Here is a 255-nt window from a genome sequence, read left to right as displayed (position 1 = left end):
GGACGGGTGAGTAACACGTGGGTAACCTACCTATAAGCGGGGGATAACATTCGGAAACGGATGCTAATACCGCATAGATCTTAATGCCTCCTGGCATTGGGAAGAAAGACGGCTTCGGCTGTCACTTATAGATGGACCCGCGGCGCATTAGTTAGTTGGTGAGGTAATGGCTCACCAAGACGATGATGCGTAGCCGACCTGAGAGGGTGATCGGCCACACTGGGACTGAGACACGGCCCAGACTCCTACGGGAGG

General features: G+C 54.5%; 1 rRNA gene. It reads left to right on the top strand.

Annotated features, from left to right (window positions below):
* Positions 1-255, top strand: a 16S ribosomal RNA gene (locus ACEN4I_RS13615); the annotation flags it as partial.

The sequence above is a fragment of the Desemzia sp. FAM 23990 genome (assembly GCF_045528485.1).
Taxonomy (GTDB): Bacteria; Bacillota; Bacilli; order Lactobacillales; family Carnobacteriaceae; genus Desemzia.
This window is presented reverse-complemented; position numbering and strand designations above follow the sequence as displayed.